Source organism: Plantibacter sp. CFBP 13570 (assembly GCF_014841395.1).
Classification (GTDB): Bacteria; Actinomycetota; Actinomycetes; order Actinomycetales; family Microbacteriaceae; genus Plantibacter; species Plantibacter auratus.
This window is the reverse complement of record NZ_JACYTW010000016.1, coordinates 14,891-39,376: the sequence shown is the minus strand read 5'-3', so window position 1 is coordinate 39,376 and position 24,486 is coordinate 14,891. Positions and strand designations below refer to the sequence as shown.

Below are 24,486 nucleotides of genomic sequence, written 5' to 3'. Positions count from 1 at the left end.
CGGCTCATGCGCAGGACATCGAAGCAGCAGCCCGGACCGGATGGCGGCGAACGCGTCCTGATCCTGTCGGCCGGGGTCGGGTCCGGACACAACAGCGCCGCCGCCGCCGTGGAACAGGCGTGTGCCGGGCGTCCCGACGTCACCGAGGTCGAGGTGCTGGACGTCCTGCAGGCGAGCACCTCCCTGTACCGCGACGTCCTCGGCAAGGGGTACTTCGTGCTCGTCGAGGAGACGCCCTGGCTCGTGGAGTGGGGCTACGACCTCAGCGACGCACCGTTCCGTCGTCGCGGCCCGCTCGACCCCTGGACGCGGGCGAACGCGATGCCGGTGGTCAGCGCGATCAAACGCTTCAGACCCACGGCGATCATCTGCACCCATTTCCTCCCGGCCCAGTTGCTGGCCTCCCTCATCCTCCGCGGCGCCGTCGACGCCAGGACCGCGATCGTCACCACGGACTACGACTTCCAGGGGCTGTGGTTGACGAGCGCCTTCCACGCGCTCTTCCTCGCCCGGGAGGAGGGGCGGGTCCAGCTGACGGCCCTCGGTCTCCCGCCCGACCGCGTCGTGGCTTCGGGGATCCCCATCGCCGCCCAGCCGAGCACCCCGGCCGAGCGCGACCCGGCAGCACCGCCCATGTTGCTCATCTCGGCCGGTGCGTCCGGCGGTGACTACGCGCTCGCGGTCGTCCGACAGACGCTGCACCTGCGGTCGCCGTTCACCGCGACGATCGTGTGCGGGCGGAACGAGGCACTGCGGCGGAGCGTCGAGGACCTCATCGCGCCCGGCGACGACCGCTACACCGTGCTCGGCTTCACCGACGAGATGCCGCGGCTCCTGCGCCGAGCCGACCTGTTCATCGGCAAGCCCGGAGGACTGTCGGCGTCGGAGTGCATGGCCGCCGGTCTGCCGATGGTCCTCGTGAACCCCATCCCCGGGCAGGAGGTCCGCAACGGCGACTACCTCATGGAGCAGGGTGCCGCCGTCCGGTGCAACACCGCGACGACGATCGGGTGGAAGATCGACGGAATCCTCGGCGAGCCGGGTCGTCTGGCGCGGATGCAGGCCGCGGCCCGACGGGTCGGTCGCCCCGACGCGGCCCGCGACGTCGTCGACCGGCTGCTCGACGGTCCGGCACGACCGTTCGTCGTGACCCGGGCGGCGCAGAAGACGATCTTCGACGCGAGCGCCCGGCGGGTGGTCGCGAGCGAGCTCGAGGGCGAGTCGGCCCTCGTGCGTCTCGTCGACCCGGCGGCGTCCAGCACGGTCGCGCTGCTCCGGGCCGGTGAGCTGGACGACCTGCAGCAGCGCTACACCGGGCCGGACGGCACCCTCGTGCTGCGACGCGACGACGCGGTGCTCTCCGTCCGGCGTGACTCGCAGCGCCTCCTCCGCGCCGTCCTCGGACGGGATGAGGAGCTCGCCGTGCGGGTCGAGGGTCTCGCCGACCTCGAGTCGGCCGGCCCGAGCTGATCGGGTCGGGTCAGCCGGCTGTGTCCGGCAGTCGGGCGGGGTCGTCGTCGAGGTCGCTGTCACCGTTCCGCAGCGGGGTCGCGTCCGCCCAGGTCGACGGGCTGTGCTGGGCGGCCTGCAGTGCCCAGTCGCCGGTGCGGGGTGACCAGTGGCGGGTGACCGGGTCGCGTTCGAGCGTCGGTGTCGGATCGAGGACGACCCGGACGACGCGTTCCTCGCCCGCCTGCAGGGTCACCTTCCGGAACCCGAGGAGCTGGGCGACCGGTCGCTCGAGTGCGGTGTCGGCGGCGTAGAGCTGGACGACGGTCGACCCCTCGCGGTGACCGGTGTTCGTCACAAAGACCTCGGCGGTCCCACCGGTGTCGTCGAACCGGTGCCCGAGCAGGCGGTGGTCGATCGTCGTGTACCCGAGGCCGAAGCCGAACGGGAAAGCCGGCGTGTGACCCTCCTCGTCCAACCGCCGCTGTCCCCAGCGGTCGTCGTACACGACGGCCTTCGCCTCGCGGTCGAAGGGCGGCAGGTGTGCGGGATCGGTCGGGATCACGAACGGCAGTCGCCCGCCGGGCTCGATCACACCGGTCAGGACGTCGGCGAGCGCTCGACCACCCTCCATCCCGCCGTACCAGGCGAGGACGAGCGCCGGGACCCGGTCGCGCCAGGCCTCGGTCAGGATCGCGCTCCCGCCGATGAGCACGACGACCGTTCGCGGGTTGGCTGCGGCGACGGCCAGGATGAGGCGTTCGTCCGACGGCCGGAGATGGAGCGAAGTGCGATCGCCGCCGCGCACGAACCGCGACGCCAGGTGCGCGACGCCCGTGATGGCGCTACGGAGTCGACCCGAGTCCAGGGCCGCCCCGAGGACGCCGACGTCGACGCCGCCGGTGACGACCGACTCGCCCTCGTCGTGCTGATCGAAGCCGACGACGACGATGGCCGTGTCGGCTGCCACCGCCGCAGCGACCGCGGCCCGCACGTTCCCGGCCGGGGTGGTCGTGATCTGCGTGTCGGGGAGTGCCTCACGGAGCCCTTGCAGCGGCGAGACGGTGGTCGGCGGACGGACGCGCGACGAGCCGTGGTCGCCGAGGTTCGCCCGGTCCGCGAGACGGCCGACCACCGCGATCCGACGGGTCGTCGCCGACAGGGGCAGGAGCGGTACGCCGTCGTCGACCGGGCGGTTGGCGAGGAGCACGATCGACTCCTCGGCGACGTGTCGGGCGAGCGCGCGGTGGGCCGAGCCGGCGACGACGTCCGCCGAGGGTTGCGGTTCGGTGCGGGTCGCGGCGTGCAGGAGGGTCGTCCGCAGGATGCGCCGGGCCGAGCGCAGGACGGTGGCGTGGTGGAGGGTGCCTGCCCGCAGGGCGGCGGGCAACTCGTGTGCCCGTCGCAGGCGGAGCGGCATCTCCACGTCCATCCCGGCTTCCAGGCTGCCGACCGCGTCATGGGTCCCGAAGACCCAGTCGCTCGTCACGAAGCCCGTGAAGCCCCACTCCTCCCGCAGCACCTCGGTGAGCAGCGGACGGTTGACGTCCATGTACTCGCCCCGCACCCGGTTGTAGGCGCTCATGACGGAGTCCGCGCCGGCGTCGATCACGGCTTTGAAGTGCGGCAGGTAGACCTCGTGCAGTGCGTGGTCGTCCACCGAGACGTCGACCTCGAACCGCTCGTCCTCCATGGAGTTGAGCGCGAAGTGCTTCACGCACGCCATCGTGTGGACGCGGACGCCGCGGGTCATGGCCGACCCCATCCGGCCCGTCAGCACCGGATCCTCGCCATAGCACTCCTGTGCGCGGCCCCACGCGGGATGACGGAGCAGATTGACGCAGACGGACGCCGAGTAGTTCGCCCCGCGGATCCGCGTCTCCGCACCGATCGCCTCACCCACCTGCTCCTCGAGCACCGGGTCCCAGGTGGCCGCCCGCGCCATCGTCACGGGGAACGCGGTCGACTCGCCGATGACGACACCGCGGGCGCCGTCACTGAACCGGATCCCCGGGATCCCGAGCCGTGGGACGGCTCCGGCCACGAACGGACGCCGGTGGAGCAGCACGGGGATCAGCGGGAGGAGTCGGCGCGGGGAGTCGCCGTCGAGCAGCCCCAGGAGCTCCGCGTCGGTCAGCCGCTCGATCAGTCGTTCGGCGCCTGCGTCGGCGTCGAGGCGTCCGGCGCGGATCTCCCGCACGACCTCGTCGTGGGCGTCGCCCTCGGGTGGTCCGCCTGCGCGGCGCTGCTTCGGCGGACGCGCGTTCCGACGCCCGGTGACGATTCCCATGCTCTGCATTCTGCACCCTCGACCGACGTGCTGAGCCCCGACGCCCGACCGCGCGATCCGCCGCGAGGTGGAGGACACCTCGGCGGACGCCTGCGAGGATGGGACGATGTCGGGACACGAGTGGGAGTCGGTTGCCGCGATGCAGCCGCTGATCGAGGCGGATGGCGTCGGAGCGGTGATCGACGGGGAGACCCTGCTGGCGCCCACGGACATCCGGGTCGAGCCGGGGATGGCGCTCGCCGTCCGGGGCCGGAACGGATCGGGCAAGACGACCCTGTTGCGGATCCTCAGCGGACGGCTGCGTCCGTCGAGCGGGACGGCGACGATCGGCGGCCGGACCATCGACGACCGCGACCGCACGGTGCGTCGCTCCGTCTCAGCCCTCATCGGCACCCCGGCCTACGCGCCGGACCTGACGCTGCGCGAACACCTGCGCTACATCTCGACGACCTGGGGAGTGACCGGCCAGGCGGCGGACGACGCCGCCGACGAGCTGCTCGCGGCCCTGCGCATCCACACGCTCGCGCGCCGCTTCGCCACCGAGCTGTCCTCGGGTCAGTCGCAGCTCTTCGCCCTGGCGACGGCGCTCGTCCGGCCCTTCGACGTGCTCGTGCTCGACGAACCGGAGCAGCGCCTGGACGCCGAACGACGTGGTCTCGTCGCCGACCGCATCCTGCTCGCGAAGGAGCGCGGTGCGGCCATCGTCTTCGCGAGCCACGACGCCGGACTCGTCGAACGGGTCGCGGACGAGGCGATCACGGTCGAAGCCCCGTGAGCACCGACTCCGGGCACATCTCGCGCGACGACCGTCGGGTCCTCCGCGCCGGCCGGGCGGTGCTCGCCGCGCGCGACGGGCGTCCGCGGGTCACCGACGTCGCGTTCGTCGTCTACGCCGCGCTGCTCGTCGCACTCATCGTGGGCGCTCCGCTCGTGCGGTTCGCGGTCCTCGGACTGATCGAGCCGGATGCCGCGGGCGTCGTGGCGGCCGTCCGGCCCGGGGCGGTCGCGCTGCTCTCGGCGATCGCGACGATCGTCGTCGTGCTCGGTGGTCGGACGAGGGGACCGGTCGTGCCGAGGCCCGCGGCGGTGCAGTTCCTCGCCGATTCGCCACTGCCGCGTCGACTCACGCTGCGTCGTCCCTTCGTCGCCTCCGCGCTCGCACTCGCGGGGCTCTCGGTCCTCGTGGCCGGGGTGGTCGGCTTGTCGCGACTCCTGGTGCCGGAGGAGCGGGCGATCGTCTCGGCCGGAGTGGCCGCCGACACGGCCTCGGTGATCGGCATGACCGGACCGACCGTGCCCGCCGCCGTGGTGGCGTTCGTGATCGGTGCCGTGGGCTTCTCGCTGCTCCTCGCGGTGGCGTGGCTGCTCGGTCAACACGGTTCGCGACGGACGGTCGCCGCCGTGGTCATCGTCGCCGGTGTGGGCGGAGTGCTCGGTCTCCTCGTCCCCGGCATGCTGCTCGTTTCGCCGTGGGGCTGGCTGGGGCTCCTCTGGTCGCCGGTGGCTGGCGGCATCGAGGCCATGGTGCTCGGCAGCGCGCTCGCGACGGGGGACTGGGCGGGGCTCTTCACCTGGGGTGGCGGCGGTGGCTGGTTCGCGTCGGTGGGGGTGCCGGTGTCGTGGTGGCCGGCTGTCGCGCTCGTCGTGCTCGGGGCTGTCTCCCTCCTGCTCGTCCCGAGGGCGCTGGACGGGCTGCGGAGCGGACCCCTCCTCGACCAAGCGCTGCGCTGGCAGCGGGTCGGGATGATGCTGCAAAGCGGCGATGCCTCGGGTGCCGTCGGCGGGCTGCGAGCCTCCCCGACGAGCGGTCGCCGTGTCCCGCTGCGGATGACCGGGCCGTTCTGGCTCGTCGTCCTCCGGCGGTCGATCGTCGGAGCACGGCGGACGCCAGCGCGGGTCGCCCTCGGTTCGCTCATCCTTGCGGCGTCCGGTGCGGCGGTCGGTCTGTCCTTCGGGCTCCCGGACGGTGTGCGGTGGATGCTCGCCGTCCCCGCGGCGTTCCTCGCCTACCTCGCGGTGGGTGTCTGGTGCGACGCCGTTCGGCACGGGGTCGAGAGCGCGGGGACGCCCACGCTCTACGGTCGGAGCCCCCGCTCGCTCGTGCTCGCCGGAGCCGTCGCCCCGCTGCTGGCCGCGGTCGTGATCGGAGGGATCGGTGCCTTGCTCGGGGTGCTCGCCTCCGCGGCACCGGGCGGGATGGAGCTCCTCCAGCCGCTCGGGTGGTGGCCGCTGCTCGCGGTGTGGATCGTCGTGCTCCGGACGTTCGACGCCGCGAAGGGACCACTGCCGATCCTGCTGCTCATGCCCGTCCCGACGCCGTTCGGCGACGCATCCTCGCTGAACGTCCTGCTCTGGCAGTCGGACGCCATCCTGCTGGCGCTCCTCGTCGGTGGTGGGTTGACCGCGCTGGCGCCGGTGGCGCCGGGTGCGGCCGTCGTGCTGCTGGTGGGGGTGCTCGTGATCGTCGCGGCGTTGGGGTTCGCGCGGTTGCGGAAGCTGTCCCGGCCGGCCTGAGCGTCGGGGCGCTCAGCGTGAGAGCCGGAGAACAGCGCGAGAGCCGGACGGAAGACGCGATTCCGTCCGGCTCTCGCGCGGATCTCCTGCTGTGGTGCTGGTGGGCTGGACCCTACTTCGCGACCTTGGCGGCGGCCTCGGCGAGCTTCGGGACGAGCTGCTCGAGAACGACGGGGATGCTGAGCACGGACGCCGCGCTGTAGGCCTGCGTGAGCTCGTCGGCGGGGTCGAGGACGATCGCGCGACCGTCCTGCACCACGGGGAGGCTCGCGAGCAGCGGGTCGGCGGTGGTGTCCGCTGCGCTGAACCCGATCGGGAGGAGGACGGCGACGTCGGCGTCGAACGCGGACACCTGCTCGGCGGAGACCGCCGCGTAGAAACCGGAGGCCTCGAGGTCGAGGACGGCCGGGTTCTGCTGGAAGCCGAGGTCGGCGAGGATGTCGAAGCGACCGTCGCCCTCGAGGTAAGCGCCGTAGGCGTCGCCGAACTTCGTCGCGGCGACGGTGGTGAGCCCGGCGAACTCCTGGTGGAGGTCGGCGGCCTCGTTGATCGACTGCTTCGTGGCGGAGACGAGTGCGTCGCCCTCCTGGGTCTTGCCGAGCGCGGCGGCGACCTGCTCGAGCTGGACGTCCCACGGGGTCGCGAACGCGGCGGTCCCCTTGGGTGCGAAGACGGTCGGGGCGATCTCCGAGAGCCGCTCGTACTGCTTCTCGTCGCCGGCGGACCGGGTGTTGAGGATGAGGTCGGGTTCGAGCGCCTGGATCTGCTCGTAGTTGACCGTGTCGCCGCTGTCCTCGATGATCTCGGGGGTGACGTCGCCGAACAGGTCGGTGGCCCATGGGCCGACGGCCTTGTTGTCGGCGCCGAAGGACTGCCAGTCGTAGACACCGACGGGCACGACGCCGAGGGAGAGCGCCATCTCCGCGTCGGACCAGCCGAGGGCGACGACGGTGAGGTCGCCGGCGGGCTCCGGGACGGTCACCTCGCCGAACATCGTGTCGACGGTGCCGAGCGTGCCGGTGGAGGCGTCGTCGGTGGAGGACCCGGCGGTGCAGCCGGCGAGGGCGAGGCCTGCGACCGCGAGGGCGGCGACGGCGGTGAGGGTGCGGGTCATGCGGCGCATGTTCTGCTTTCCGTTGAAGACGTGGGGTATGAGGTAAGCCTAAGCTTCCCAAGTCACGTCCCGGTAACGCTTGTGCTTCGGCCAGCGCGGTGCGCTGACGTGAGCGCGGGTCACTGACGTGAGCGCACCCCTCCGGAGACCCGCGCTCACGTCCCCTGAGGTGCGCTCGCGTCAGCGCATCGCGCTGGCACGCGGGCCAGTTGTGCGGCATATGTCGGTGTAGGCATATCTGCTCTGTGGATAACCCCGGGCGGGAGTCTGGGCGCGCTTAGCGTCGAGGGATGCCACGGACCTCGCGCTCTCGCTCTGTCTCTACGATCGTTCTCACGGCGGGACTGCTCGCCCTCACCGCGTGCACGGGACCTGAACCCGCGCCGCCTCCGAAGAGTTCGCCGCCGGTCTTCGAGAACGAGGAACAGGCGCTGGCGGCCGTGACCGATACGTATCAGCGTTTCCAGGAGCTCTCGTTCCAGATCCTTGCCGAAGGCGGAGCGAACCCGGAACGGATCTCGACGCTGGCATCAGACGACGTCGCTCAGGTGGAGATCGACGGGTATCGCCGATCGGCAGAGCTGGGGTACGCCGTCACCGGTACGCCGTCGATCCAATCCGTCGTCCTCGACCTCTGGCTGCCCCACCCGGACTCCCTCCAGATCGTCGCTCGTGCAGACGTCTGTGTCGATATCTCGAGTGTCCAGGTACTCGATAGCGCCGGGGCGTCTGTTGTTTCAGCCGATCGTGCGACCCAGTCGCTCTGGTCAGTCGACATCGCGTACCGAGAAGCAGATCGATCGCTCTTCGTGAATTCCAAGGAGAAGGAGAAGGACCAATGCGACTGAACGAATCTCACCGTCCGACGGTGCCTACCGCCTGGGCGCTGGTCCTTGGTCTCATCCTCGCACTCGGCCCTGGGACTGCGGCGGTAGCTGCGCAGTGCTCGGACTTGGACCACTCCATCGGCGCTTGCATCGGTAACGGTTCGGTCGACATCGGTGGCAGCGTCGAACGCCCGGGCACTGGCGTTGGTTCCGGCGGCGGAACGGGCGGAGGCGACGACGAAGGAGGCGGCTCGGCCGAGCTTCCTCCCGGGGTGACCGACGGGCCCAACGGTGAGCGGACGGTCTGCAGCCTCATGCGGCCGGACGAGTGCTACACCTTCACTCCCGGCGATCTCGGCACCGACCTCGGAGCAGCACCGTCGGCCCCCGTCACGATCCGCGACGTCGCCAGCTTCGCCCCCGCCGCACCCACCGTCACCACCGAACCCGCCGCCTGGGGCGTCCGCGGGCTCCACACCAACGTCATCGCAGCTGCTTCCGGACACACCCGCACCGGCACCCTCCTCGGCCAGGTCGCGGAGGTGAACTTCATCCCCGTCGGATTCACCTTCGACTACGGCGACGGCGACACGACCACCACCCGGACCGGCGGATCCTCATGGGCTGCCCTCGGACTCGCGGAGTTCTCCAAGACCCCGACCAGCCACCGCTACACGACGGTCGGGACCAAGACCATCACCGCCGAGGTCGAGTACGCCGCCGAATACCGCATCGGCGACAGCGGGTGGCTTCCCGTCGTCGGAACCCTCTCGATCCCGACCGAAGAACCCCACACGGTCCAGATCGTCCGCAACTCGACCGTCGGCGTCGACAAACCCTGCCGACCCGGCAAACCAGCCATCGGCTGCTGACACCGGGACGCGTCCACCTGGTGAGCGCGCCCCACCGGCGTGAGCGCACCCCTCCGGAGACCCGCGCTCACGTCAGCGGGGCGCGCCCACGGCAGCGCACCGCGCTGACACCGGCCAGCACCACGGGTCAGTGCGCGCCCATCAGTGGGATGACCAACGGCGTGTGCGACTCGGGGTCGTCGATGATCCGGCAGCGGAGCCCGAAGACCTCCTCGACGAGCTCGGCCGTCACGATGTCCGCCGGCGCACCCTGCGCGACCACGTGACCGTCGCGCATCGCGATCAGGTGCGTCGCGTACCGCGCCGCCTGGTTGAGGTCGTGCAGGACCGCGACGAGGGTGCGGCCACCCTCCTGGTTCAGCCGGGTGAAGAGGTCGAGCAGCTCCACCTGATGCGTGATGTCGAGGAAGGTCGTCGGCTCGTCGAGCAGCAGCAACGGCGTCTCCTGAGCGAGGGCCATCGCCACCCACACGCGCTGGCGCTGGCCGCCGGACAGTTCGTCGACGAGGCGACCGGACAGCTCGGTGACGTTCGTCGCCTCCATCGCCGCGAGCACCGCCGCCTCATCGGCCGCCGACCAGCGTCGGAGGATCGACTGGTGCGGGTATCGGCCACGCGACACGAGGTCGATCACCGAGATGCCGTCGGGCGCGATCGACGTCTGCGGCAGCAGCCCGATGCGCTTCGCGACCTCCTTCGACGGGTAGCGCGTGATCTCCTGACCGTCGAGCACGACGTGTCCCTGGGTCGGCTTCAGCAGCCGGGCGAGGGCACGCAGGAGCGTCGACTTGCCGCAGGCGTTCGGGCCGACGATGACCGTGAACGAGTCGTCGGGGATCGCGATGTCCAGCTCGTGGATGATCGTCCGCTGGTCGTAGCCGACGCGGAGGCCGGTTCCGGCGAGTCTCGTGGTGGGGGTGTCGGTCTTCATGTCAGCGCTTTCCCGCCTGCGTGATGAGCAGGGCGATGAGGTAGATGCCACCGAGGGTCACGGTCACCGCACCGACCGGCAGGGCGGCCGGGGCGATGATCCGCTGGGCCACGACGTCGCTCACGAGGAGCAACGCCGCACCCATGGCGGCCGAGGGGACGAGGGTGATGCCGGCGGACTTCGTCAGCCGACGGGCGAGTTGGGGTGCGGCGAGGGCGACGAAGACGATCGGGCCGGCGACCGCGGTGACGGTCGCGGTGAGGGCGACGCCGATCACGAGCAGCAGCAGCCGCGTGCGCTCGACCGGGATGCCGAGGGCGCTCGCGATGTCGTCGCCGAACTCCAGCATGCCGAGTCGGCGGGACATGAGCGCGAGGAGGGGGACGAGGACCGCGACCGCGATCGTCACGGGCACGACGTCCTGCCACCCGAGGTCGGCGAGCGAACCCATCCCCCAGCTGGCAGCGGCGATGGCGGCATTGAGGTCCGCCCGCAGTTGCAGGTAGTCGTTGAACGCGTTGAGGACGGCGCTGATCGCGATGCCGATCACGATGAGGCGGAACCCTTGGACGCCCCGAGACCACGCGAGGAGGTAGACGACGAGGGCCGTCGCGAGCCCGCCGATCAACGCCCCGGAGACCATCGCCGCATAGTTCCCGCCGACGACGAGGGTGACGATGAGCGCGCCGGTGAACGCACCGGAGTTGAACCCGATGATGTCGGGACTGCCGAGTGGGTTCCGGGTGATGGACTGGAAGATCGCGCCGGAGAGCCCGAGCGCGATCCCGCCGACCACGGCGATCACCACTCGCGGTAGACGCCACTCCAAGACGATGCGCAGGACGCTCTCCGAGCCGGAACCGGTGACCGCGGCGAGCAGTTTGTCGAGCGGGATGCGGTACTCGCCCTGGGTGAGCGCGAAGGCGCTGACCCCCACGATGACGGCGACCAGGGCGCCGACGACGATCAGCTCACGCCGGTGGATCACCCAGCTGACCCGACCGATCCGCGCGGTGCGCCGACCCGGTTCGGCGACCGCGGTCACAGCCCCTGCGCCTTCGAACGGCGGATGAGCACGATGAGGAGCGGGGCACCCACGAACGCTGTGACGATCCCGACCGGCATCTCGCCGGGGACGGCCACCCGCCCGACGAGGTCGGACAGCAGGAAGATGATCGGCGCGAACACCATCGTGAACGGGAGCACCCAGCGCTGGTCCGGTCCGACGATGGCGCGGGCGAGGTAGGGTGACATGAGTCCGAGGAAGGCGATCGGTCCGGCCGCCGCGGTGGCCGAACCGCACAACAGGGTGATCGCGACGACCGAGAGCACCCGCGTCCGGAGCACCTTCGTGCCGAGCGAGGTCGCGAGATCGTCTCCGAGGGCGACGGCGTTGAGCGACCGGGAGACGACGAGGGCGAGGACGACCCCGACGATGAGGAACGGCAGCACCCCGAGGAACACGTCCATCTGGCGGTTCTGCAGCGAGCCGGCCTGCCAGAAGCGGATCTTGTCGAAGATGTCGGGGTTGCGGATCGTGATGGCGAAGGTCACCCCCTGGAGCGCGGCGGAGAGCGCGACGCCGGCGAGCACGAGGCGGACCGGGGTCGCCCCGGCACGGCCCCGGGAGCCGATCACGTACACGATGACGGAAGCAAGGCCAGCGCCGGCGAAGGACCACCACACGTAGGAGCTCAGGTCGGCGGTGCCGGCGATGGCGACGGCGAGCACGACCGCGATGTACGCCCCGGCGTTGACGCCGAGGATGCCGGGGTCGGCGAGCGGGTTCCGCGTGACGGCCTGCATCATCGCTCCGGCGAGGCCGAGCGCCGCACCGACGCCGATGGCCAGGAGCATGCGCGGCACCCGGAACCCGGTGACGAGGATCGCGTTGGTGTCGTCGCCGCCCTGTGACAGCGCCCGCCAGACCTCGGCGGCACTGATCGTCCCCGAGCCGATGAAGAGGCTGCCCGCGGCGATGGCGGCGAGCACGACGAGCGCGGCGACGAGCAGGAGCCACCGCGAGGCGGTCGATCGGGCGATGCCGGTCGACGCCTCTCGTGCGCGGGCGGCCGCGGTCGGGAGCCGCAGGCTGTCGAGGTCGGCGCTCACCGGCTCATCGGTTGTCTTCGGCCTTGCCGTGTCGCCAGTAGCCCATGAACGCGACCGACTTGCGGTCGACGCCGCACCCGGAGACGAGGTGTCGGCGGAGCGTCTTGATGGCCGACGCCTCTCCGGCGAGCCATGCGTAGAGCGGTGCGCTCTCGAGGACGGGGCCTCCGGCGGCGTTGACCGGCGCTTCCCAGAGCAGCTCGGTGTCGACGTCGACGTCCTCGAGTGCCGGCTGCGTGGCGATCGTGGCGGTGTCGACGCTCGGCGCGAGGCGGCTCGCGATGCGCTCGACCTCGGGAATGAGCAGGGTGCCCACGGGCTGGTCGCCGCGGGGGAGGACGACGACCTCGACCCCGTCGGGCTTCGTGGACAGGGCGGCGATGTCGTCCTCGTGCGGCAGCTCGACGACGGCGATCCCGCGCGCGGTGCTCGGCAGGCGCTCGAGGATCCCGGCGATCCCGGGCAGGGCCGTCTCGTCGCCGGCGAGGAGCACCTGGTCGACGGTGGCCGGCGCGTGCCAGTCGATGCCGCCGGCCGGGACGGCCGACCGGGCGTTCGGGACGTTGACGACGAGCTCGTCGCCGACCTTCGCGTCCATCGCCCAGGTGGACGCGGGGCCGACGCGGCCGTGCAGCGCGATGTCGACGTCGAACTCGGCGAGCTCGGGCCGGACCTCGCGGATCGTGTACGTGCGCATCGGGTGACGTTTGTCGTTGGGCAGCAGTCGCCAGGCCTGGTACCAATCGTCGTGCATCGGCAGCTCGTCGAAACCGGTGTCGGGCAGCGGGAAGAGCAGCTTGATGCGCTGGTCGTGACGGTTGTCCGCGATGTGCTGGACCTCGGGACCGGTGAACGTGAATCGCCGATAGCTCGGGCTCACCTGCTCGATGCGCCGGACGACGGCTGCGAGGAGGATGAAGATCGAGTCGGGGGTCTGTTCACTGAGGCGAGGCATCGATAGGTAAGCCTACCCTTCGATGCGTTGGAGATCACCTGCCGATCGCATCTTGTCGGCAGAGAGTGGCGGTGGTAAACTTGAGTCATATCCACTCAAGTTTTGAACAGGAGACCGTACCCATGCCAGCAGGCCAGACGCCTCAGCAAGAGGATCAGCGCAGCGCGCTCGAGCAGTACGGCGTCAACCTGACCGAGATCGCCGCCTCCGGCAAGCTCGATCCGGTCATCGGCCGCGACGCCGAGATCCGCCGCGTGAGCCAGGTGCTCACGCGACGCACCAAGAACAACCCCGTCCTCATCGGCGAGCCCGGCGTCGGCAAGACCGCCGTCGTCGAAGGCCTCGCCCAGCGCATCGTCGCGGGCGACGTCGCCGAGAGCCTCAAGGGCAAGCAGCTCATCTCCCTCGACCTCTCCGCGCTCGTGGCGGGTGCCATGTACCGCGGGCAGTTCGAGGAGCGCCTCAAGGCGGTGCTCAAGGAGATCGACGAGTCCGATGGACAGATCATCACCTTCATCGACGAGCTCCACGTCCTCATGGGCGCCGGTGGCGGCGAGGGGTCCGTCGCCGCGGCCAACATGCTGAAGCCCATGCTCGCCCGCGGTGAGCTCCGGCTCATCGGCGCGACCACGCTCGACGAGTACCGCGAGTTCATCGAGAAGGACGCCGCCATGGAGCGTCGCTTCCAGCAGGTGTTCGTGGGTGAGCCGAGCGTCGAGGACACGGTCGCCATCCTCCGTGGCCTCAAGGAGCGGTACGAGGCGCACCACAAGGTGGCCATCGCCGACAACGCGCTCGTCGCCGCAGCAGCCCTGTCCAACCGCTACATCACGTCGCGGCAGCTGCCCGACAAGGCGATCGACCTCATCGACGAGGCTGCCAGCCGACTGCGCATGGAGATCGACTCGGCGCCCGTCGAGATCGACGAGCTTCGACGCAGCGTCGACCGCCTGAAGCTCGAGGAGCTCGCCCTCAAGAAGGAGAAGGACGACGCCTCCAAGGAGCGCCTCGCCCGCCTCCGGGAGGACCTCGCGACCCGCCAGGCCGCGCTCGGCGAGCTGCAGGCGCGCTGGGAGCGCGAGCGTGCGAGTCTCAACCGGGTCGGCGACCTCAAGAAGCAGCTCGACGCCGCCCGGAGCAAGGCCGAACGCGCCCAGCGCGAGGGCAAGCTCGAACAGGCGTCCAAGCTGCTCTACGCCGACATCCCGCAGCTCGAACGCGAACTCGCGCTCGCGGAGTCGGCCGAGCAGGACACCGACGGCGAGCCCCGGATGGTCAACGACCAGGTGACCGCCGAGGACATCGCCGCCGTCATCGCCGCGTGGACCGGCATCCCCGTCGGTCGCCTGTTGCAGGGTGAGACGGAGAAGCTGCTGCACCTCGAGCAGGAGCTGTCCCGCCGACTCATCGGGCAGCACCGTGCGGTCGCCGCCGTGTCCGACGCCGTCCGGCGCACCCGGGCCGGCATCTCCGACCCCGACCGCCCGACCGGCTCGTTCATGTTCCTCGGCCCCACCGGCGTCGGCAAGACCGAGCTGGCGAAGGCGCTCGCCGAGTTCCTCTTCGACGACGAGAAGGCCATGGTCCGCATCGACATGTCCGAGTACGGCGAGAAGCACTCGGTCTCACGGCTCGTCGGTGCACCTCCGGGGTACGTCGGCTACGAGCAGGGCGGGCAGCTCACCGAGGCCGTTCGTCGACGCCCGTACTCCGTCGTGCTGCTCGACGAGGTCGAGAAGGCGCACCCCGAGGTGTTCGACATCCTCCTGCAGGTGCTCGACGACGGTCGGCTGACCGACGGACAGGGGCGCACGGTCGACTTCCGGAACGTCATCCTCGTGCTGACCTCCAACCTCGGCTCGCAGTACCTGATGGACGCCTCACTCTCCCTCGAGCAGAAGGAGGAGGCGGTCCAGCAGCTCGTGCGCCAGGCCTTCAAGCCGGAGTTCATCAACCGTCTCGACGACATCGTCGTGTTCCAGCCGCTCAGCGAAGCGGAGCTCGGCCAGATCGTCGAGCTGTACATCGACCGCCTGCAGCGTCGACTGGGCGAGCGTCGGCTCCACCTCGCCGTCACGCCCGACGCCCGTGCCTGGCTCGCGGAGCGCGGATACGACCCCATGTACGGTGCGCGTCCGCTGCGTCGACTCATGCAGCGGGAGATCGACGACCGCCTCGCGCGGGCGATCCTCGACGGCTCGATCCGCGACGGCGACACCGTCCACGTCGGGCTCGCGAGCGACGGCGACGGCCTCACGGTCGAGCGCGCGGTGGTCCCGGCCTAGCCCGGCTGCTTGCGGCCAGCGCGGTGCGCTGACCCGAGCGCGACCCACCGACGTGAGCGCGCCCCTCTGGAGGGGCGCGCTCACGCGTGTGCCCCGCGCTCGCGCGACAGCACCGCGCTGGCAGTGACCCCCGAGTGGGGGAGGAAACCCCTGGTGCGCGACGGATGCCGCGCACTAGCGTGATCCTCGCGGTGGGCCCGATCGGCGTGCCCTGAGAGGATCCGATGTCACACGCAGCCCCGAGCACGACGCCTGAGACCAGCGACACCGCCGTGCCCCTCTGGCGTCACGCACACGCCCCCGCCTGGTTCTTCTTCGGTGGCCTGGCGCTCTGGCTGTTCCTGCTGCTGGTGCCGCACGTGCTCCTCGGCAACCCGGCGGTGATCCCCGCGTGGATCCTGCTCGGCTCAGGTCTCGCCGCGTCCACCCTGCTGCTCATCATGGCCCGACGTCTCCAGTCGGGCGACGGCGTCACGACGGCGACGCTCCTCTGGGCGGTGCTGGTCGGAGGTTTCATCGCCATCACGCTCGGCAGCACCTTCGACTCCCTCATCGGCGTCGCCGCGACCGATGCCGGCGAGAACCCGCACGACATCGGGCTGTTCTTCGCCGGGGTCGCCGAGGAACTCGCGAAGATCATCGCCGTCGTGATCGTGGCGTGGCGGCTGCCGGTGAAGACCGCCCGGGGCGGGCTCTTCGTCGGCGGCGCTGTCGGGATCGGCTTCGCCGTCCTCGAGAACCTCTGGTACATCGGGCAAGGGTGGGCGAACGGGGTCGAGGCCTCCCAGAAGCTCGCCGCCGGTTCGCCACCACTCGAGACGATCCTCTCGCACCCGGCGTTCCAAGCGGCCGGGGCCGCATTCGCCCGGACCGTCTTCGACCCGGTCGGACACCCACTGTGGACGGCACTGTTCGCCGCGGCGCTGTTCGCGGCTGCACGCAACGGTCGGTTCCGGATCACCGTGGGCGTGCTCCTGACCTACCTGCTCGTCGCGGTCATGCACGGTCTGTGGGACGGCAACACCGTGCTCTGGGGGCTGCTGTTCCCGAGCATGCCGGTGCTCAAGGCGCTCGTGGTGCCGGCCATGGTCGTGCTCGTCGTCGCATTCGCGCTCATCTGGCGGGCGCGGGTCCGTCGCATCAACCGCGACGCCGGCGTCGTGTCGCTCCACGTCCCGCGTCGCGAGCGGAAGCAGGCCTGACCACCGGACGCGCGAGGCCTGCTGTGATCCGGGCGTGCCGGGGAGTAGCGTGAAGCGCACCCGATCCGCGACGCCGAGGAGACACCCATGCTGGGACGCAAGACCTTCGAACAGCGAGAGGTCGACCAGGCGAAGACGATGATCGCCGCGCTTGTCGCCGGACGCGAGACGCTGGCCGAAGCCGGAGCGGACCCCGCAGCACTCGCCGTGGTCGACCCCGAGTTCTTCACCGGCCTCACCCTCGTGCTCGACCGGCCGTTCGTCCACCGGGTGCGCTCGGTGCTCGGAAAAGGTCCCGGGGCCCTCAACGAGCTCGAACTCATCGTCGCGTCGGTCCTCGACCACGACCGGGTGTTCACGGTGGGGACCGTCCTGCAGTACTCCGAGGAGACGTCGTTCACCGGCCTCGTCCCGGGCGAGACGATCCTGCTGAGCGCCGAGCAGTTCGAGCGCCTCGCCGTCGGCGTCTTCGCCGAGTTGGAGGAGCTGTTCGTCGAAGCGGTGTGAGGTGCGGCGTCGGCCGCGAGCCTGCGTCATGCGCTCCACGGACGGTGCCACGATCAGCTCGTGAGCTCATCGACGTCCGGAACGATCATGGTGCGGCACGGCGCGAAGCTCCGGTTGACCGTCTCCGCCCTCATCGGTGTCGCCGTGGGGGTGATCGTCGGCCTGAACTGGTTCTGGGCGGGTGCGATCCTCGCCGGCTGGGGGACCACATGCGTGGTCTTCGTCGGTTCCCTCTGGATCCGCATCTGGCGGATGGGCCCGGAGCGGACGCGCGAACACGCGACCTCGGAGGAGCCCGGGCGGACGACGAGTGAGGTGCTCATCGTGCTCGCGAGTGTCGGGAGCCTCGTGGCCCTGAGTGTCGTCATCCTGCAGGCGAGGGCGTCCTCCGGGGTCGAGCAGGGCGTGCTCGCCGGTTTCGCGGTCGTGAGCGTGGCGCTCTCCTGGGCGCTCATCCACACGATCTACACCCTGCGGTACGCGCGCATGTACTTCGCGGCGCCGGAGGGCGGCATCGACTTCAACCAGGAGGAGGCGCCGCAGTACAGCGACTTCGCCTACCTCTCGTTCGACCTCGGCATGACCTACCAGGTCTCGGACACGACGCTGCGGTCCAGCGAGCTGCGCCGCACCGTCCTCAAGCACACCCTGCTGTCGTACCTCTTCGGCTCCGTGATCCTCGCGACCGTCATCAACCTCGTCGCGGGGCTGTAGGGGCGCCACGGACACGCCCTTCGGCAGGCGGTTGGATGTCCGCCTGCGTTGAGCGGACGGGGGCGGACTCCTTGACCGTCACTGGTCCTTGACCGATCGAGTTGTCCGTCGCGGATCAAGATATACTTACATATTTCATATGAGCAAGAGGATTGAGTCTGTGAGGATACGCTCGCGGTTGATGCGAGTGTGCCTCGTCGTTGGCCTCCTGGCTGCGCCAGTCCAGTTCGGAACGACGGACGGCGGCTCCATGGTCGCGGTGTTCCAAGGGGTCGGCGTATGGGCGATAGCACGCCAGTCACGCGGTGCAACGGAGCCGAACACGTCGCGCGATTGGTGGCGTCTGACGGAACGAGCTTCGATGAGCGCTCTCGCTGCCCTGCTCGCCGGTCTCGCGACGGTCAGCATGATCGTCTACGGGGCCCACTGGGGCGGGACTGGAGAACTCATCTTGCGATCATGCGTGGGAGCAGCCTTGACTGCGTTGTTCATCGTGTCGGCTATTGGACTGCGTCGTCACCGGCCTAGCCCGAGCGATGACGGATGAGCCCCGCGAACGACGACTGCGCAGCCCGGCGGACCGGACTGCGCAGCGTGGTGGTGCAGGAACCGAGCGGACTACTCCTGGACGATCACGAGGTCGGCGAGCGGACGACGCTCACGCGGAGCGGTCTCGCGGTCGCGGAGCATGCCCTCGGGCAGGAGCTCGGGGTCGCCGAGCTCGCCGAGCGCGGTGACGGTGAACGGCACCAGGCCGTCCGGCAGCGAGAACGCCTCCCGGATGCCGTCGGCGGAGAAGCCGGCCATCTGGTGTGCGAAGAGACCGTCGCTGTGGGCCTGGATGCTCAGGTGCGCCATCGCCTGGCCGAGGTCGTAGATCGCCCAGGGACGCTCGTTGCCCTCGTCGTCGAGGGTCTCGGCGACGGCGACGATGAGCGCGCCGGCCTGCGCTGCCCAACCGCGGTTGAAGGCCACCAGCTGCTCAGCGATCGTGTCGAACGTGGCGGTGCCCTTGGTGCCGACGATGAACCGCCAGGGCTGCACGTTGTTGGCGCTCGGCGACCAACGCGCGGCTTCGAGGGCCGAGGCCATCTTGGCGGCGTCGACGGGCTCACTCACGAAGGCGCGGGGGCTCCACCGGTCGGCGAGGACGTCGAGGATGGGGGCGTCGGTCTGGGCGGTACGGGTGACGATGGACATGCGGTCTCCAAGCGAAACAAGGGAAGTGGACAGAGGTTGCGTCGCCGTTGACGATGGATGCAACTGCATCGATCGGGGCGCTATTCCCGGGCTCGAGGGGTCCGTGCAGCAGTGACGATCTCGGCGATCCGGTGCGGGGCCGCTTCGTCTTGCAGCGACGTCGTGTCGCCGAGGGGCCGCTGGTCGACGATGTCGCCGAGCAGACGCCGCATGATCTTCCCCGAGCGGGTCTTCGGGAGGTCTGGGACCACGAAGACGTCGCGGGGCTTCGCGATCGGGCCGATCTCGTTCGCCACGTGGGACCGCAGCGCCTCGCGGAGTGCCGCGGAGCGCTCCAACCAGTACGCCTCGCCGTCGGCCTCCGGACCGTGGGACCGCGAGGACGGGATGACGAACGCGGCGATCGCGCTCCCCGTGATCGGGTCGTGTACGCCGACCACGCCGGCCTCGCCCACGTGGGGATGCGACACGAGGGCCGACTCGATCTCGATGGTCGACAGGCGGTGGCCCGAGACGTTGATGACGTCGTCGACGCGCCCGAGGACCCAGATGTCGCCGTCTTCGTCCCACTTCGCGCCGTCGCCGGAGAAGAAGTAGCCCTGCTTCCAGTACTTCGCCCAGTACGAGTCGCGGTAGCGCTCCGGGTTGCCCCAGACCGTGCGCGCGAGCGACGGTCCGAAGCGGCTGACGACCAGATACCCGCCGGATCCGTACGGCACCGTCTCGCCGTCCTCGTCGACGACCAGCGCCTCCAGGCCGGGGAGTGCGCGACTGCCGGAACCCGGCTTGATCGTGGTCGCGCCGGGGAGCGGTGCGATGACAGCCGACCCCGTCTCCGACTGCCACCAGGTGTCGACGACCGGGGTCTCGCCGCGCCCGATGCGCTCGCGGAACCACATCCAGGCCTCGGGGTTGATGGCCTCACCGACGGTGCCGAGGAGCCGGAGGGTCGAGAGGTCGTACTCGGCGGGCGGCCCCTCGGGGAACCAGGTCATGAGGGTCCGGATGAGCGTGGGCGCCGTGTAGTACGTCGTCACGCCGTAGCGCTCGATGATCTCGAAGTGCCGCGCCTGGTGCGGGGTGTTCGGCGTGCCCTCGTAGATCACCTGGGTGAGCCCGTTCGAGAGCGGACCGTAGATCTCATAGGTGTGTGCCGTGACCCAGGCGAGGTCGGCGGTGCACCAGTGGACGTCGTCGTCCTTGGCGTCGAAGATCGCCCAATGGGTCCAGGACGCCTGCGTGAGATAGCCGCCTGACGTGTGGACGAGTCCCTTGGGCTTCCCGGTGGTGCCGCTCGTGTAGATGATGAAGAGCGGGTTCTCCGCATCGAACGCCTCGGGCTCGTGGGTGTCGGCGGCGACACCCACGGTGTCGTGCCACCAGACGTCGCGGCCGGGGGTCCAGGGCACGTTCGGCGTCTCGTCGCCCGTGCGTGCGACGACGAGTACGTGCTCGACGGACGGCACGCCGTCGACGGCGGCGTCGGCGTTCTGCTTGACGGGGACGGCGGTACCCCGGCGGTACTGGCCGTCGGTGGTGATGAGCAGCTTCGCCTCGGTGTCCTCTACCCGGAAGCGCAGCGCCTCGGCCGAGAACCCACCGAACACGAGGGAGTGGATGGCGCCGATGCGGGCGACGGCGAGGGTGGCGATGACCGTCTCGGGGATGACCGGCAGGTAGATGACGACGCGGTCGCCCTGGCCGATGCCGAGTGCCGTCAGGGCGTTGGCCGCCTTCGCGACCTCGCGCTGCAACTCGGCGTAGGTGATGGAGCGGCGGTCGCCCGGCTCTCCCTCGAAGTGGAGGGCCACTTTGTCGCCTCGTCCGGCGTCGACGTGCCGGTCGACACAGTTGACCGCCACGTTGAGCGTTCCCCCGGCGAACCAGGTGGCGGCGGGGACGGTGAGTTCGGGCTCGGGGTCCGATGGGTCGGACCCTTCGACCGGCCGGGCCGGGTCCCAGGTGTGCGCCGTCTCCCACGGGGTGACCCAGTCGAGGCGTCGGGCCTGCTCCTCCCAGAACGCCACCGGGTCGGCGGCCGCGCGAGCCCACTCCTCCGGGCCGACGTTCGCCGTCTGGGCGAGGTCGGCCGGCGGGGCGTAGCTGCGCGTCTCGGCGAGGAGGTTCGCGATCGTGGCGGCGGGCGCTGCGGACGTCGATCCATCAGTGGGAGGCATGCTGCAACGCTACGCGGGAGGCCGAGGCCGGTGCCATCCGCGGGTCATGCGGCGTCATGGTCCGGACGTTCCGAGGGGCTGTGGAGGAGCGTCGGGAGTAGCCTCGAACCGCCGCCGCGATGCGTGGCGGACGTCGATCAGGGGTGCGCAGGCGCATCTCGGGAAGGGAACGACATGACGACCGTCATCCAGTACCAGGAGCTCGGCTCGGCCGACGTCCTCGAACTCGTCGAGGTGCCGACGCCTCAGGCGGGCCCCGGCCAACTCGTCGTCGAGGTGCGCGCCGCGGGCGTGAACCCGATCGACTGGAAGCTCCGCAGTGGTGTCCGCGGCGGCGAGCTGCAGGGCACCCGACGCGTCGGGAGCGACGGCGCCGGGGTCGTCGTCGAGGTCGGCGACGGGGTCGAGGGCTGGTCGATCGGCGACGAGGTCGTCGTCGTCAACGCCTCCGGGACGTACGCGACCCACGTCGGCGTCACGCCCGACCAGATCATCCGCAAACCGGCGGCCATCTCCTTCGAGGAGGCGGCGGCGATCGGCATCCCCGTGAGCACGGCCTACCAGGCGCTCCGGTCGCTCGGCGTGACCGAGGGGACGACCCTCCTGATCCACGGTGGATCGGGCTCGGTGGGGCACGCCGCCGTGCAGTTCGCCGTGGCGTGGGGAGCGACCGTCGTCGCCACCGCGAGCGAGGGGAACCACGCACGCCTGCGGGAGCTCGGGGCGATCCCCGTCACCTACGGTCCCGGGCTCGTCGAGCGCGTGCGCGAGGCGGCCCCGCAGGGCGTCGACCGCGTGCTCGACGCCGTCGGCACCGACGAGGCGCTCGAGGCCTCGTTCGAGCTGGTCGAGGACCGGCAGCACATCGGCACGATCGTCGTCGGTGCGAAGGCGGCCGGCCTCGGGATCCAAGCGTGGTCCGGCGGCAACCCGCTCCCGCTCACGTCGCAGGAACAGGCCTGGCGGGCGGAGGCGATCCCGGCGGTCGCGTCCCTCGTCGAACAGGGGCGCTTCAGCTTCGAGCTCGGCACCGTCCGGCCTCTCGCCGAGGCCGCCGAGGCGCACCGCGAGAGCGAGTCGGGTCACCCGANTCGACAGGCTCAGGGACCGGGGTGACTGGGGCGGGAGCGCCCTTCGACAGGCTCAGGGACCGGGGGTGGCTGGGGCGGGAGTGCCCTTCGTACAGGCTCAGGGACCGGGGGTGGCTCGGGCGGGAGTGCCCTTCGTACAGGCTCAGGGACCGGGGGTGGCTGGGGCGAGAGCGCCCTTCGACAGGCTCAGGGACCGGGGATGGCTCGGGCGGGAGTGCCCTTCGACAGGCTCAGGGACCGGGGGCTACTCCGGGCCCTCGCCGAAGCTGTCGCCGACGGGAGCGCGGTCCGCGAGGTCGTCCTGGTCGTCGAGGTCCTCGACGGCGTCCTCGGTGTCCGCGTCGTCGTCCAGACCTGCATCGCCGACGACGTCGTCACCACCGACGCCGTCACCGGCGTTGCTCAGACCGCCATCGCCGGGCGCCGCGTCGTCGGCCGAACGGTCGACCGCACCGCCGTCGGGCACGACACCGCCGACCGAGCTGTCGGTCTGGTCCTCACCCGGCACGTGTGCCTGGGCGCCCGGACCGCCGTGGGCGAGGGCGTCGCGTTGGGCGTCTGCTGCTGCTGGATCCATGGGAGTGCTCATGACGGCAGCGTAGAGCGGATGCCGCGTCTCGGCGGGGGCTTGGCTCCAGGACGCAGGGCACCTATCCTCCGCGCTGCCCGCCGGACCGGACGCGGTGCGGGCAGTGCGGTGCCCTTCGACAGGCTCAGGGACCGGGATGGCTCAGGGACCGGGGTGGCTCAGGGGCCGGGGTGGGTCAGGGACCGGGGTGGCTCAGGGACCGGGGTGTGTCAGCGGCCGGTGTGCTGCGCGATGATCGCCTTGATCCGGTCGACGTCGGCCGGCACGATCTCGAAGCGCTGCTCGAGCCCCTCGATGCCCTCGAACGCCTCGGGTCGCTCCGGCTCCTCGCCGAGCGCCTCGCGGACGATCTCGGCGAACTTCGCCGGCAGCGCGGTCTCGAGGACGAGCATCGGGACACCCTCGCGCAGGTGGCGGCGGGCGACCGTGACGCCGTCGGCGGTGTGCGGGTCGATCGTGACGCCGTAGCGCTCGTGCACGTCGCGGATGGTGGCGACGCGGTCGGCGTGCGTGCTGCGGCCCGAGACGAACCCGAACTCGCTGATCCGCTCGAACTCGGGCGTCCCGGAGAGGTCGAACCCGCCCTCCTCGTCGAGGGACCGGAACAGCTCACCGAGGCGGGTCGCGTCCTGACCGACGAGGTCGTAGAGGAAGCGCTCGAAGTTCGACGCCTTCGAGATGTCCATGCTCGGGCTGGAGGTGTGGTGCGTCTCGGCCGCCGAGCGCGGGCGGTACACGCCCGTGCGGAAGAACTCGTCGAGGACGTCGTTCTCGTTCGTCGCGACGACGAGCTGGTCGATCGGGAGCCCCATGGAGCGGGCGATGTGCCCGGCGCAAACGTTGCCGAAGTTGCCGGACGGCACCGAGAACGACACCTTCTGGTCCGGACCGTCGGTCGCGAGCAGCCAGCCGTGCACGTAGTACACGACCTGCGCGACGACGCGGGCCCAGTTGATCGAGTTGACCGTACCGACGGCGTGGAGTGCCTTGAACGGAGCGTCCTTCGAGACGGCCTTCACGATGTCCTGGCAGTCGTCGAAGTTGCCCTCGACGGCGAGGTTCACGATGTTGTCGTCCTGGAGACTGAACATCTGCGCGCGCTGGAAGCTGCTCATGCGGCCGTGCGGGCTCAGCATGATGACCCGGATCCCGGTCTTGCCCCGCATGGCGTGCTCGGCCGCGCTCCCGGTGTCGCCGGACGTCGCGCCGAGGATGTTGAGCTCGTCGCCGCTCTTCGCGAGTGTGTACTCGAAGAGGTTGCCGAGCAGCTGCATCGCCATGTCCTTGAAGGCGAGCGTCGGGCCGTTCGAGAGGCCGAGGAGCTGCAGCTCGGTGCCACCCTCCTCGCCGAGGGTGCGCAGCGGGGTGATGAGCGAGGCATCGTCGCCGGCGCGGCCGTTCGAGTACACCTCGGCGGTGTAGGTGCGACGGGTGATGTCCTGGAGGTCGGCTGCGGGGATGTCGTCGGCGAACTTCGACAGCACGGCGAACGCGAGGTCGGCATAGGACAGCTCGCGCCACGACTCGAGCTCGTCAGCGGTCAGCTGCGGGTACTCGGCCGGGAGGTACAGGCCGCCGTCCGGGGCGAGCCCGCCGAGGAGGATGTCCGAGAAGTGCTGGGGCAGATCGTGGCCCCGCGTCGACTGATAGTGCATGA

The 24,486-nt window shown here is 70.6% G+C and carries 19 protein-coding genes and 1 pseudogene; 10 read left to right on the top strand and 10 right to left on the bottom strand.

Translation table 11 applies throughout. The features are described 5' to 3' along the window. Nucleotides 1-6 precede the first annotated feature (6 nt). The gene (locus IFT89_RS07835) at nt 7-1,470 is read left to right on the top strand and encodes an MGDG synthase family glycosyltransferase (RefSeq protein WP_202938673.1); all 1,464 of its coding nucleotides are present in this window, start codon (nt 7-9) and stop codon (nt 1,468-1,470) included. 10 nt (nt 1,471-1,480) lie between these two features. On the opposite strand, the gene IFT89_RS07830 is transcribed toward IFT89_RS07835, so the two are convergent. Further along, the gene (locus IFT89_RS07830) at nt 1,481-3,739 is read right to left on the bottom strand and encodes a beta-glucosidase family protein (protein ID WP_202938672.1); all 2,259 of its coding nucleotides are present in this window, start codon (nt 3,737-3,739) and stop codon (nt 1,481-1,483) included. 106 nt (nt 3,740-3,845) lie between these two features. On the opposite strand from IFT89_RS07830, the gene IFT89_RS07825 reads away from it, so the two are divergent. Together IFT89_RS07825 and IFT89_RS07820 are read left to right on the top strand one after the other, a co-directional pair. Next, complete coding sequence (locus IFT89_RS07825) at nt 3,846-4,514, top strand: ABC transporter ATP-binding protein (RefSeq protein WP_244650653.1); 669 nt, start codon at nt 3,846-3,848, stop codon at nt 4,512-4,514. Then, entirely contained in the window at nt 4,511-6,253 is a 1,743-nt protein-coding gene (locus IFT89_RS07820; protein WP_202938671.1) for a hypothetical protein, read from the top strand. Before IFT89_RS07825 ends, IFT89_RS07820 begins: the two co-directional genes overlap by 4 nt. A gap of 112 nt (nt 6,254-6,365) precedes the next feature. Here IFT89_RS07820 and IFT89_RS07815 read toward each other — a convergent pair whose 3' ends face one another. Beyond that, the gene (locus tag IFT89_RS07815) at nt 6,366-7,367 is read right to left on the bottom strand and encodes an ABC transporter substrate-binding protein (RefSeq protein ID WP_236555357.1); all 1,002 of its coding nucleotides are present in this window, start codon (nt 7,365-7,367) and stop codon (nt 6,366-6,368) included. A gap of 440 nt (nt 7,368-7,807) precedes the next feature. Between IFT89_RS07815 and IFT89_RS07810 the strand changes: the two genes are divergently transcribed. Together IFT89_RS07810 and IFT89_RS07805 are read left to right on the top strand one after the other, a co-directional pair. Next, on the top strand, nt 7,808-8,215 hold the full coding sequence (locus tag IFT89_RS07810) for a hypothetical protein (protein WP_159877537.1): 408 nt from the start codon (nt 7,808-7,810) through the stop codon (nt 8,213-8,215). 251 nt (nt 8,216-8,466) lie between these two features. Then, nucleotides 8,467-9,066 carry a hypothetical protein gene (locus tag IFT89_RS07805; RefSeq protein WP_202938670.1) on the top strand — a complete coding sequence of 200 codons (600 nt, stop codon included), beginning with the start codon at nt 8,467-8,469 and terminating at the stop codon, nt 9,064-9,066. Nucleotides 9,067-9,193: 127 nt separating this feature from the next. Here IFT89_RS07805 and IFT89_RS07800 read toward each other — a convergent pair whose 3' ends face one another. From IFT89_RS07800 to IFT89_RS07785, 4 genes are read right to left on the bottom strand one after another with little or no spacing between them, the layout of a single operon-like run. After that, nucleotides 9,194-9,997, bottom strand: a complete 804-nt coding sequence (locus IFT89_RS07800) for an ABC transporter ATP-binding protein (RefSeq protein ID WP_202938669.1) — start codon at nt 9,995-9,997, stop codon at nt 9,194-9,196. Between the two features lies 1 nt (nt 9,998). Continuing rightward, the gene (locus tag IFT89_RS07795) at nt 9,999-11,042 is read right to left on the bottom strand and encodes a FecCD family ABC transporter permease (RefSeq protein ID WP_202938668.1); all 1,044 of its coding nucleotides are present in this window, start codon (nt 11,040-11,042) and stop codon (nt 9,999-10,001) included. Next, the gene (locus IFT89_RS07790) at nt 11,039-12,109 is read right to left on the bottom strand and encodes an iron chelate uptake ABC transporter family permease subunit (protein ID WP_079704968.1); all 1,071 of its coding nucleotides are present in this window, start codon (nt 12,107-12,109) and stop codon (nt 11,039-11,041) included. The genes IFT89_RS07795 and IFT89_RS07790 overlap by 4 nt, the downstream gene beginning before the upstream one ends. Nucleotides 12,110-12,113: 4 nt before the next feature. After that, on the bottom strand, nt 12,114-13,064 hold the full coding sequence (locus IFT89_RS07785; RefSeq protein ID WP_202938667.1) for a siderophore-interacting protein: 951 nt from the start codon (nt 13,062-13,064) through the stop codon (nt 12,114-12,116). A 122-nt stretch (nt 13,065-13,186) separates the two neighbouring features. On the opposite strand from IFT89_RS07785, the gene IFT89_RS07780 reads away from it, so the two are divergent. The 4 genes from IFT89_RS07780 to IFT89_RS07765 all read left to right on the top strand — a co-directional run bounded on the left by IFT89_RS07780 (nt 13,187) and on the right by IFT89_RS07765 (nt 17,772). After that, a complete protein-coding gene (locus IFT89_RS07780; protein ID WP_121291528.1) occupies nt 13,187-15,349 on the top strand; it encodes an ATP-dependent Clp protease ATP-binding subunit in 2,163 nt (720 codons plus the stop codon). A 224-nt stretch (nt 15,350-15,573) separates the two neighbouring features. Further along, nucleotides 15,574-16,551: a PrsW family glutamic-type intramembrane protease gene (locus IFT89_RS07775; protein WP_202938666.1), complete on the top strand. Its 978-nt coding sequence runs from the start codon at nt 15,574-15,576 to the stop codon at nt 16,549-16,551. Nucleotides 16,552-16,638: 87 nt separating this feature from the next. Beyond that, nucleotides 16,639-17,058 carry a hypothetical protein gene (locus tag IFT89_RS07770; RefSeq protein WP_192019321.1) on the top strand — a complete coding sequence of 140 codons (420 nt, stop codon included), beginning with the start codon at nt 16,639-16,641 and terminating at the stop codon, nt 17,056-17,058. A gap of 60 nt (nt 17,059-17,118) precedes the next feature. Further along, nucleotides 17,119-17,772, top strand: coding sequence for a DUF1345 domain-containing protein (locus tag IFT89_RS07765; RefSeq protein ID WP_274499325.1), 654 nt, complete (start codon nt 17,119-17,121; stop codon nt 17,770-17,772). Nucleotides 17,773-18,390: 618 nt separating this feature from the next. Here IFT89_RS07765 and IFT89_RS07760 read toward each other — a convergent pair. Then, nucleotides 18,391-18,972 carry a nitroreductase family protein gene (locus IFT89_RS07760; protein WP_086473061.1) on the bottom strand — a complete coding sequence of 194 codons (582 nt, stop codon included), beginning with the start codon at nt 18,970-18,972 and terminating at the stop codon, nt 18,391-18,393. Nucleotides 18,973-19,052: 80 nt separating this feature from the next. Continuing rightward, nucleotides 19,053-21,149, bottom strand: coding sequence for an acetate--CoA ligase (acs, locus tag IFT89_RS07755; protein ID WP_192019322.1), 2,097 nt, complete (start codon nt 21,147-21,149; stop codon nt 19,053-19,055). A gap of 174 nt (nt 21,150-21,323) precedes the next feature. Here acs and IFT89_RS07750 point away from each other — a divergent pair. After that, nucleotides 21,324-22,239: pseudogene (locus IFT89_RS07750) on the top strand (NADP-dependent oxidoreductase); the annotation flags it as partial. A 245-nt stretch (nt 22,240-22,484) separates the two neighbouring features. Here the strand turns inward: IFT89_RS07750 and IFT89_RS07745 are convergent. Continuing rightward, entirely contained in the window at nt 22,485-22,829 is a 345-nt protein-coding gene (locus tag IFT89_RS07745; RefSeq protein WP_133059936.1) for a hypothetical protein, read from the bottom strand. 209 nt (nt 22,830-23,038) lie between these two features. Next, complete coding sequence (thrC, locus tag IFT89_RS07740) at nt 23,039-24,484, bottom strand: threonine synthase (protein WP_202938664.1); 1,446 nt, start codon at nt 24,482-24,484, stop codon at nt 23,039-23,041. Nucleotides 24,485-24,486 lie beyond the last annotated feature (2 nt).

Coding starts and splice junctions, on each gene's coding strand:
- IFT89_RS07785 (WP_202938667.1), bottom strand. CDS start 13,064: ATGCCTCGCCTCAGTGAACAGACCCCCGACTCGATCTTCATCCTCCTC.
- IFT89_RS07745 (WP_133059936.1), bottom strand. CDS start 22,829: ATGAGCACTCCCATGGATCCAGCAGCAGCAGACGCCCAACGCGACGCC.
- IFT89_RS07830 (WP_202938672.1), bottom strand. CDS start 3,739: ATGGGAATCGTCACCGGGCGTCGGAACGCGCGTCCGCCGAAGCAGCGC.
- IFT89_RS07780 (WP_121291528.1), top strand. CDS start 13,187: ATGCCAGCAGGCCAGACGCCTCAGCAAGAGGATCAGCGCAGCGCGCTC.
- thrC (WP_202938664.1), bottom strand. CDS start 24,484: ATGCACTATCAGTCGACGCGGGGCCACGATCTGCCCCAGCACTTCTCG.
- IFT89_RS07760 (WP_086473061.1), bottom strand. CDS start 18,972: ATGTCCATCGTCACCCGTACCGCCCAGACCGACGCCCCCATCCTCGAC.
- IFT89_RS07825 (WP_244650653.1), top strand. CDS start 3,846: ATGTCGGGACACGAGTGGGAGTCGGTTGCCGCGATGCAGCCGCTGATC.
- IFT89_RS07775 (WP_202938666.1), top strand. CDS start 15,574: ATGTCACACGCAGCCCCGAGCACGACGCCTGAGACCAGCGACACCGCC.
- IFT89_RS07770 (WP_192019321.1), top strand. CDS start 16,639: ATGCTGGGACGCAAGACCTTCGAACAGCGAGAGGTCGACCAGGCGAAG.
- acs (WP_192019322.1), bottom strand. CDS start 21,149: ATGCCTCCCACTGATGGATCGACGTCCGCAGCGCCCGCCGCCACGATC.
- IFT89_RS07815 (WP_236555357.1), bottom strand. CDS start 7,367: ATGACCCGCACCCTCACCGCCGTCGCCGCCCTCGCGGTCGCAGGCCTC.
- IFT89_RS07800 (WP_202938669.1), bottom strand. CDS start 9,997: ATGAAGACCGACACCCCCACCACGAGACTCGCCGGAACCGGCCTCCGC.
- IFT89_RS07835 (WP_202938673.1), top strand. CDS start 7: ATGCGCAGGACATCGAAGCAGCAGCCCGGACCGGATGGCGGCGAACGC.